The 9,834-nt window shown below is 44.1% G+C and carries 8 protein-coding genes and 1 riboswitch; of the genes, 5 read left to right on the top strand and 3 right to left on the bottom strand.

The genetic code is table 11. The features are described from left to right. Nucleotides 1-95: 95 nt before the first annotated feature. From C4S39_RS09850 to cobO, 5 genes are all read left to right on the top strand, one after another. Nucleotides 96-2,465 carry a hypothetical protein gene (locus C4S39_RS09850; RefSeq protein ID WP_103966846.1) on the top strand — a complete coding sequence of 790 codons (2,370 nt, stop codon included), beginning with the start codon at nt 96-98 and terminating at the stop codon, nt 2,463-2,465. A 6-nt stretch (nt 2,466-2,471) separates the two neighbouring features. Then, a complete protein-coding gene (locus C4S39_RS09845) occupies nt 2,472-3,782 on the top strand; it encodes a hypothetical protein (protein ID WP_146059760.1) in 1,311 nt (436 codons plus the stop codon). A 210-nt stretch (nt 3,783-3,992) separates the two neighbouring features. Continuing rightward, a riboswitch (cobalamin riboswitch) is annotated at nt 3,993-4,219 on the top strand. A gap of 138 nt (nt 4,220-4,357) precedes the next feature. After that, nucleotides 4,358-6,196: a TonB-dependent vitamin B12 receptor gene (gene btuB, locus C4S39_RS09840; protein ID WP_103966844.1), complete on the top strand. Its 1,839-nt coding sequence runs from the start codon at nt 4,358-4,360 to the stop codon at nt 6,194-6,196. Nucleotides 6,197-6,210: 14 nt separating this feature from the next. Beyond that, on the top strand, nt 6,211-6,789 hold the full coding sequence (locus C4S39_RS09835) for a hypothetical protein (protein ID WP_103966843.1): 579 nt from the start codon (nt 6,211-6,213) through the stop codon (nt 6,787-6,789). Between the two features lie 4 nt (nt 6,790-6,793). After that, a complete protein-coding gene (gene cobO, locus C4S39_RS09830; RefSeq protein WP_103966842.1) occupies nt 6,794-7,399 on the top strand; it encodes a cob(I)yrinic acid a,c-diamide adenosyltransferase in 606 nt (201 codons plus the stop codon). A gap of 120 nt (nt 7,400-7,519) precedes the next feature. On the opposite strand, the gene C4S39_RS09825 is transcribed toward cobO, so the two are convergent. From C4S39_RS09825 to C4S39_RS09815, 3 genes are read right to left on the bottom strand one after another with little or no spacing between them, the layout of a single operon-like run. After that, nucleotides 7,520-7,990 (bottom strand): peroxiredoxin, encoded by a 471-nt coding sequence (locus C4S39_RS09825; protein WP_103966841.1) that lies wholly within the window; start codon nt 7,988-7,990, stop codon nt 7,520-7,522. 3 nt (nt 7,991-7,993) lie between these two features. Continuing rightward, nucleotides 7,994-9,322, bottom strand: coding sequence for a c-type cytochrome biogenesis protein CcmI (gene ccmI, locus C4S39_RS09820; protein WP_103966840.1), 1,329 nt, complete (start codon nt 9,320-9,322; stop codon nt 7,994-7,996). Beyond that, on the bottom strand, nt 9,319-9,774 hold the full coding sequence (locus tag C4S39_RS09815; protein WP_308457312.1) for a cytochrome c-type biogenesis protein CcmH: 456 nt from the start codon (nt 9,772-9,774) through the stop codon (nt 9,319-9,321). Before C4S39_RS09815 ends, ccmI begins: the two co-directional genes overlap by 4 nt. Between the last annotated feature and the right edge of the window lie 60 nt (nt 9,775-9,834).

The raw sequence follows: 9,834 nt of genomic DNA, 5'->3' as shown, positions 1-9,834 counted from the left end.
TGTTCTCCTTATTTTGATAATCGATCTGGGCAGATCTTTATCAACAGATTACACCGCTCTCTTCTCCTTACATACACCAGAAATGATCATAGCTCTTGCGACGGCTTGATTATTTATTGAAGCGGCCAACGGATGAAGGCCCTGTTTTCACTATTTTCATCGATGGGTTGAATCAAGAACCATCTGTTCAGTGGCTACCGCTTCTTAAGATTCTGCAAAGTGAATTATTTTCAACAAAAGTACGGGTGATCATCAGTACACGTAGACATCACTTTGAAAACAAACTCTCAAGTCTTCGCGGCCTGATTTCTGCAGCGAAACCTATTGAAGTCGATAATTACGATACAACGCCAGGAGGTGAACTCGACCAGATGCTAGAGTTCGAGGATTTAACTCGGACTGATTTACACTCAGACCTAATTGAGCTAGCCCGCACACCTCGCTTATTCGCACTCGTAGTTCGATTTCGCGATAGATTGATCGAAGCGGGCCAAGTTACTGTTCACAGACTACTTTGGGAATATGGTCGTGACACCTTGGGAGTCCGTGCCGGAAAGTCATTTAGCGAAAATGAATGGCAAACCTGGTTAAAAGCAATTGCACAGAAATACCGCGACGGCATCAAAGAGCACACAATTAAATCTCTTGGCGAATCAGTAAGTCGTCCCGATCTTAACGAATCAGAAAATTATGCACGCCTGAGTGACATCATCGATGGTCGATTTGCGAAGCCTAACTTATCAGGCAATTTACACTTTACTCCGACAGTAATTGAACATGCTCTTGGTGTTGCGCTATTAACCCACCTTGACACTGTGGCGGAAGCTGATTTTACGTTACTTCATACCGCGCTCACGCAATGGCTCGAACCCATTACGGGACTTGACGAACGTGCGGAAATCTTGCGGGCATCTGTTTCTATTTTGGTAGAACAGAATTCGAAACCTCATATTCAAGCAGAAGTGCTTGTCACAGCATGGTTGCAAACTCAGAATGTAACCGATAGCCACCGCAGAGAATTAACCGCACTTGCCCCGAATCTAATTGATGCGCTACTTGTCGCAATAGAACAATCAGACAGCGATACTCATACCTCTGCGCGACTTTGGGCCGTTAATGCGCTGCGAGCGATTCCACGTGATAACAATGCAGCTGCGACCGTGATATTCACACGAATAAAACAATGGTTCAGTATCGTTTCCAGAGATATCTATCCACATCAAGGCGCAGATTATGAAAAAAATCGATCTGAAGGCTTTATACGCCGGATTGGCATCGACTCATCAGGAAAAACCACGATTGCCGGGATCGCATTGGAGCTCGCTGATCAATACGATGGCACATTACAGATAACAGCACCTTCGATCATGGAAGGATTTCCGCTCGCTCGTGCATTGCCAATTTTTGAAGCAGCAGCAATCACACTAGCAATTCGAAATCGTTGTGAAGGCTGGGATGCTCTAAAATGGCTCTGTTTATTGAACGAAATCGATCCAGATGAAACATCCTTGGCTTTACGCGAACTCGCAGAAAAAATCCGACAGCGGCAGCCAGAGCTGGGTATAAATCCAGGCATCCCTGATCGTATCGCCGCACTTTTACTTCTGCTAACTGGCCAGGAATCAGATGAAACGGATGCCGCAATGATCGATCCTCGTATTGATCGCTGGTATACCTATGAAAAAGATTACTTACCAAACCCAGGTCATAGCTTTTTCGCACTTGAAAGACGGCATGCCAATCTTGCGCTAAACGATGATGAATCTTCTTTATCTTGGCGTGTACAAAGGACCAATGAATTTTGGTTTGACCCAGCTTTCCAACCGCCAATCTCTTTTATCACCGAGATTTGCAAGCATATTGCTTGCATTGAAGTCGACAAACTCAATAGACACAGCTCATATACCACTGAGGATCACAATTTTGAGCAATTAGAGCATTCTTTTGCTCGATGCGTACCTGATCAACTGGCTGATATAATACGCCATAAAATTCAAAGCATCGCTTCATGTCCTGCAGAATCTCTCTATTGGTGCGCAATCCATGTAACTGATCATCTATTATTGGCAGGTAAAAAAGAAGCCGAAGCAGCAAAAACTTTACGATTGAGTAACTCTGACTCTGATAGGAAACAGGAATATTTTGTTGCTAACCAGCTTCTAATGGTAGAAATACTGAAACTTGATGCACAAGCTCAATTTGATGCATTAATCAGTGCAAACTTAGAATACAGTCAGGTCTTACAGCCGCCCAGCCCGGAAGATGTCGATACGCTGATTGTCCGCTATGCTAATGGGTCATCTAAACAAAAAAACGACCTTCTTCTTCTTTTATCCATCCATCCAATCGAGTTCAGTGATGGTGCTTGGTCATGGCTAATTGATTTTGCGCACCAAACCGATCATGAATTTTGTGATGTTGCTTTTAAAACCCTTACCCTTTCCAATGCAGCTCGCTTTGGGTAAATGCTGATGGCAGAAAATTGGCAGTGGAGCGCAAACAAACATTTCTGGATTAATCACTACGGCACCGGTGCTCTTATTGAAGCGACGCGAGCGCTTCCTTTTGATCAAATAGCGCCACGATTGGCGCCATGGCGATTATTGGAAGCCGTACGCTTACGTGGTGCTGATGCCAAAGAAACACGGCTTGCGGCTGAAATCATAGGGCATATACTTTTAGCGGAGAAACTCGGTGAACCTGATCCTGGATCAACTTTATCGTTCGACCGGAATGCCGCGAAGATTTCTCCCTTTTCATTTTCTGTTACACCACATCAAAGCCAAACTGATACCAGTGATCCATCTGTTGCATTCGGAGTAACCATGGATGATGATGCATGGATAAAAGCACACCGACTCGCCGCCGAAACAGCCGTCTCACGTATCAATGAAGCAAGAACATCTGGTGCAGATTTATATCTCACAATTCCAGATGCAACTGACTTCATCCCAGTTTTGCAACATGCATCGAATATGGTTGAGCGTTGGCTTGAAGGCTATCAGGAACTTACGCTGGATTTCAAGCGCCGCGTTCACTTGGCTGAAGGCACATATCTTGCATTGTGTGAAGCACTTCTTTCTTACGATCCCGTGCGAGGTGTGGATTTATGGCGATCTCTCCGCGCAACGATATCCACACGTTATCTTGGCAAAGCGGATATCGAAGATTCTTTGCACATGATCTTCCGTGTATCCGACTCTCCCGAGGTCATCGCATTGCGTACAGAGTTGTTTGATCTTGATTACAGCAATACCGATCAAGATTTACTAAATATAGCGATTGCCGCTTCGTATAATGGCAGAGCCGTCTGGTTAAATGAGATGATTGAATCAGATCGAAAATCTTCGCTTGCTTGGAGACGAAAACGCGGTGTCGTTCTCTCAGGATTCACAGCAAACAACATTCTTCCTATTCCAGATGCTTGGTCGGAAGGTGAGATTAAGACCAGCCATCAATCTCTAGAAATGAAATCTGCTCGTTTCCGTTGGATTGAAGCTTGCGCGCATCATTGGTGGGAAGCCTATTTAAAGGCAAACAAGCCTGAAGAGGCCTATGCTGCTTGGATACTTTTCCTCAAATCGGCAGATCCTCGTGCTTGGATATGGATAGAACAGGATATCGAAGCGGCAAATGATTCAAGCGCTTTCTTTGAGCTCAAATTAAGTCATTTTCATCTTAATCGTGCAAGACTTAAGCGTGTAATGGAAAAACGGATCGAGAAACTAGATAAAAAATTGTTTGATCGCGATATTGGTATTGGAATAGAGCCATGGAAATAAAGATATTGCTTCAGATAACACGTCATTATCAATAAAATTAGCTGCTTTCAAGTTACAGATTGCTGATAATGTACCTCTCAACGATATGCCAGCTTAGGATCCACTACGCACCATGCGAACACCTGCGTGCTTCACAGTCGCGACTTAATGTTACGCTCATTGAAATCAATCCACTAATTTTCTTGACATACTTGCCACGGGTCAGGTAAGTTTCGCCCTCACATTTCAGGTGCCTTCAAGCGTCTTCCTTGAAAGTTAAACGGGAAGCTGGTGCGTTTCAAATTAATTAATAATTAAACAATGCCAGCACTGCCCCCGCAACGGTAAATGAGTAAATTATCTGCATCATGCCACTGTGAACGATTTCACGGGAAGGCGCAGATCTGGAATTTATTCCGCTCATGAGTCCGGAGACCGGCCTGAAGTAAACATACTGCGGTATTGCGGAGGGCAATCAATGGCATTTCGAATAGCCTTTTTACGGGCTAGTCCGTTTGTCCTGTTCCCGATCTTCCTTCTGCACTCCGTAATTTCTAAATTTAAAAACACGCGGGTGTGCGCGAAGGAATCAGATCATGCAAAGAAGCCGCTTTCCGGCGCTGGCCTTGTTATCTCTGGGTATCACCACATCTCTATTCGCAGCGAATGCGGATCATCAGGAAAAACCTGTCATTGTCACTGCAACCCGCACGGCACAGACCGTTGATTCTGCGCTGGCTTCGGTAACGGTTATTACCCGCAAGGACATTGAGCGTCAACAGGCACGTTCGATTCAGGATTTATTTCGCGGTGTTCCAGGTGTTAACGTAGTCAATCAGGGCGGAGCCGGTAAAGCCACGTTTGTTCAAATGCGTGGTACCGAGTCGGATCATGTTCTGGTGATGATCGACAACATCAAAGTTGGTTCGGCCACATCCGGCACGACGGCATTTGAAAACATTCCTATTGATCAGATTGATCGTATTGAGATCGTGCGTGGCCCACGCTCCAGCTTATATGGCTCTGAAGCTATTGGTGGTGTCATTCATATTTTTACACGCAAAGGTGACGGCGCTGGACTTAAGCCAGCCTTTGGCTTTGGTGGCGGCAGCTTCGGTACCTTGGAAGGTTCCACGGGGTTGTCGTATGGCGGTAAGCAAGGTTGGTTTAATATGACTGCCAGCGGCATTGGTACCCAAGGATTTAATGCTTGTACCGGTTCTAGCAACGCCGGCTGCTTTATTAATGAGCTTGAACCCGATCGTGATGGTTACCGTAATGTCGCCGGATCCACGCGCGCCGGATATCGCTTTCAGAATGGATTGGAAATTGATGGTAGTTTTATGCAATCTGCCGGAAAAACCCAGTTTGATGGCAACTTTGCCAACAAAGCTGTTTTAATGCAACAAGTCCTGGGGGGCACAGCACGATATTCCCCACTGGATTTCTGGCGCATTAGTCTGATTGGCGGACGCAGCCGGGAAGATTCGGATAATTTTCTTGGCACTGCTTTCCAAAGCCGGTTTAATACCATACGTGATACGATTTCCGTATTGAATGATTTTACCGTGAACCCCAATAACCTATTGACCATTGGTATGGATTATCAGAAAGACCATGTTAGAAGCACCGAGGCTTTTACTGTTCATTCACGGAACAATTGGGGGGTTTTTGCGCAACATCAGGCAACGTTTGCCAAGCATGATATCCAACTATCTCTGCGTCATGACGATAACCAGCAATTTGGCAGCCGAGTAACAGGCGGTGCCGGCTGGAGTTATCCGATTACTGAAAATATCCGTTTACTTTTCAATTTCGGCAACGCCTTTAAAGCACCGACATTTAATGAGTTATATTTTCCCTTCTCAAGCAATCCCAATCTACGTCCAGAGGATTCTCACAGCTATGAATTTGGCACTCGTGGCAAAGCCGATTGGGGCAATTGGTCGTTGAATGTGTTTGAAACTCAGATTAAACATCTGATCGCATTTGACGCTGAAACCTTTCAACCCATAAATGTTGACAGAGCGCGTATCCGAGGATTTGAAGGCATACTCGGCACGCAGATTAAAGGCTGGCAAATCAATACTAACCTGACACTTTTGAATCCAGAAGATCGTTCATCCGGGTTAAATCGCGGTAATATACTGCCACGACGCGCTGAACAATCATTCCGGCTGGATACCGATCGTCAGTTCGGCCGGTATGCATTGGGTGCAATGCTGCTGGTCGAAGGTCAGCGCTACGATAATCTCGCCAATACCCTCAAATTGGATAGTTATGTAAAATTTGATCTTCGCGCTGAATATAACTTTAATAGACATTGGCGCCTGCAGGGTCGCATTGAAAATTTACTTAATGAGCGCTATGAAACAGCAGCATTCTATAATCAACCGGGGCGAAGCTTCTTTGCCATGGTACGTTACCAACCCTAACTGAGGAATCCAATATGTTGACCTTATCTATTCGCAGTCAAATACAAATAGGAATATTGCTCGTATTATTGATGATACTCACCCGCAGTCATCATTTTGTCTCGACACATAATATGGCAGACGCATCCTGGGCCATTTTCTTTTTTGCCGGTGTGTATCTGCGTTCCACTTGGCCGTTATTAGGCTTCTTTGCATTGAGCTGGTGGCTGGATTTTGCCGCGACTTACTGGGGCGGTGTAAGTGATTATTGCCTGACCCCGGCTTATATATTTCTGTTACCAGCTTACGTTTCTTTATGGTTCGCTGGCCGCTGGTACGAAGAACGCCATCAATTCACATGGAGTACTCTACTGCCACTCTCTATCAGTGCCATGGCCGGCTTAACCTTATGCCAATTATTTTCGAGTGGTGGTTTCTATTTCTTTTCCGGTCGCATCGCTGAAGCAAATTTCAATGAATTTGGTGAGCAACTCATCAAATACTTCCCCCTCTATGCTGAGACATTTGTGTTTTATCTGGGTATAACCATTGTAATTCACATGTTCCTAATATTCATTTCTCAGCAATTCAATTCAAACAATGCCGCAGGATAGCAGTATGATTGAATCCGGTCGTGCGGAGCGCTACCGTGCACGCATGCAGCGTAAAAAGGAAGTCATTGATGAAGCAATAGCACGCGCGGATCGTGAACAAGGTTTACTTCTGATTCTTACAGGTAACGGTAAAGGTAAATCGAGTTCGGCTTTTGGCATGCTTGCGCGAGCACTCGGACATGATATGCGTGTAGGGGTGGCGCAATTTATTAAAGGTCGCTCAGACACAGGCGAGGAAGCATTCTTCCGGAAACAGAACAATGTCGTCTGGCATGTATTGGGAGAAGGCTTCACCTGGGATACGCAAAATCTTCAGAGAGATACCGAGACAGCGCAACGTGGCTGGATTATCGTACAGAAAATGCTGCGTGATCCGTCGATAAATTTGATTGTGCTGGATGAATTGACTTATCCACTAAAATTTGGCTGGTTGAATTTAACTGCTGTGCTAAACGATTTAAAAAATCGCCCGACTATGCAGCATGTTGTTGTTACCGGACGCGGTGCGCCTGCTGCCCTATGCGAAATAGCCGATACAGTTACTGAAATGACCGACGTTAAGCATGCTTTTCGTAACGGTATCCAGGCACAAAAGGGCATTGATCTATAGTAAGTACTACGAACACACAAGGACTAAAGATAGAGAACTATAAAAACATGCGGGGAAGACATGTTATCCCGCACCACTTGCTTTCAGTATACAAAGCTAAGTATAGATTCTAATGTGATGTCAATTACTGCTGAATGTATTAATAAAATTTAGAACCTCTTGCACGTGCCCAGGTACTTTAACTCCGCGCCATTCTTTCCTCAGAATACCTTGTGTATCAATTACAAAAGTACTACGCTCAATACCGCGAACTTGTTTTCCATACATATTCTTCATTTTCATTACACTAAACAAATTACACACTTTCTCATCTTCATCACTCAGCAATTCAAACGGAAACTGCATTTTCGCTTTAAAATTTTCATGTGATTTGATGCTATCGCGAGACACGCCAGCAATAATACAATTCATCTCGGTAAACAAATGCCAATTATCACGAAAATCTTGACCCTCTGTTGTGCATCCGGGCGTATCATCTTTGGGATAAAAATAGATAATCACATTTCTGTCAATGCAATCAGACAATAAGAATTCCTTGTTACCGGTTGAAGGTAGCTTGAAATTTTCTACCGCATGATTAATTTCCAGCATTTTCTATGGTATTTGCTTATCGATCACTATTGCAATATTTTCGCTGCCAAGCTTAACTGGTTTGCTAAATCCTTGCAAATCGCCACTCGAAGGAACTGCCTGCCCAGATTTAGAAATTCTTGCTTCAATAACAATTTCTGGGAAGCTGGACATTTTCATTGTAGGCATCATCGCCATATCGTCTGTCAGTGTAAAAGTTGCCGGAAGATCGCTGGCTTTCAAGCGCAGAATTGCTAACGGCATCTTAGGCCCGGTGCTCGCACGGGCATAAATAAACAAAGTATCACTAGGTGTTACTTTCGAAGCCAATTCAGGTTGAATGTTCACCTGTCCTGATACTGAAAGTGCGATTGTTTCTGTGGTATCAGTTGCTGAAGTATTATTAACAGGCTGAATATCAGTTTCCACTGTTGATTCATCCGCCACAACATGCTGATCCGAAACATTCCCTTTATCGCTTGACGCCAATAACTTGGCTTCGGCAATACTATCCTTGACAGATTTCGCCAACGGAGAATCGGAAGGTATCGTCGTCAGTAATTTCTCCCAATGTACCGAGGCTTCATTATATTTTTCTTGCTCAAATTCTGCATGGCCCGCAAGCGCTAGTGCCGGTGGATATTCCGGATCAATCCTAAGTGCTTCATAAAGCAGTTCGGTTGGTTTTCCAGCCAGGGTTCCTTGATTTTTCAGTCCCAATACACGTGCATAATCGCTCAAAATTTGAGGGTTATTAGGTATCAATTCCACCAGTTTTGCGTAGGTATTACTCGCTTCCGTATAGCGCTCCATTGCTGTGTAGGTGCGACCTAGCATTATCCAGCCCTCAATATCTTCTGGATTATTACTCAATCTAGCAATCAAGGCTTCCAATGCAGCTGAGAAATCATGCCCTGCGAGATCATCGCCACTGCTACCTCGATTCATTTGTGTTGCACTGGCAAGTTGTTCTTGCGGTAATAATCCGCGCGTATCACCAATGTTCAAATACAAAAAAACTGCACCTAGCGGGAACATCAGTGCAATCATTACTGAAAGTACAATATTGTGATTTTTTTTATTTTTTTGAAGAACGACTTCGTCATGTTCAGTAACGTCCTGCAACATACGTTGCTGGAGTTCCTGCTTGCTCTTACTATATTGTTCTTGACTTAGGATGTCATTTTCCAAGTCTTTATCGAGCTCAGCAAGCTGATCACGATACACTGTGATGTTAATCGCATCATGTTCCAGGTTTTTAAGCTGGATGTCCTTATTTCGTAATAAGGTTGGAATAATAAATAATAGTGCTGTAACAATAAAAATTCCGGAAATAACCCAAAAAGCCGTCATACGTTCTTACCTTTTTTATCCTCATTCAGTAGTGCTTCCGCTTCATTAATCTGCTCTGGTGAAAGCGCTACATCCTCTATTTGTAACCGTCGACGCCTTAAATAAACAACCAACGAACCTAATCCGATCATAAACAAAATAACCGGGCCAAACCATAAAAGGATTGTCGTGGGTTTCATAGGGGGATTATAAAGAACAAAATCCCCGTATCGATCAACCAGAAACTGCACAATCTCTTTATCCGTTTTGTTGGCTTTTATCTGCTCGCGAATTTCACGGCGAATATCATTGGAAAACTCCGCTCTGGAATCTGCAATGGATTCATTCTGACAAACCAGACAACGCAAATCCACCGTCAATGCCAGCATTCTTTTTTCAATCTCTGGATCCTCAGCGACGGGTATAGCTTCTTTTGCCCATGTGTTAAATGGAGAAACTAAGAATAGTACCAAAGTAAAGATGATAGCTCTTACTACATTACAGAACTGACATATCATGAAAATAGACCCTTC

It is taken from the genome of Nitrosomonas ureae, from assembly GCF_900108305.1.
GTDB lineage: Bacteria > Pseudomonadota > Gammaproteobacteria > Burkholderiales > Nitrosomonadaceae > Nitrosomonas > Nitrosomonas ureae_B.
Note: the sequence above shows the minus strand (reverse complement) of the source record. Positions and strands in the feature narration are given on the sequence as shown.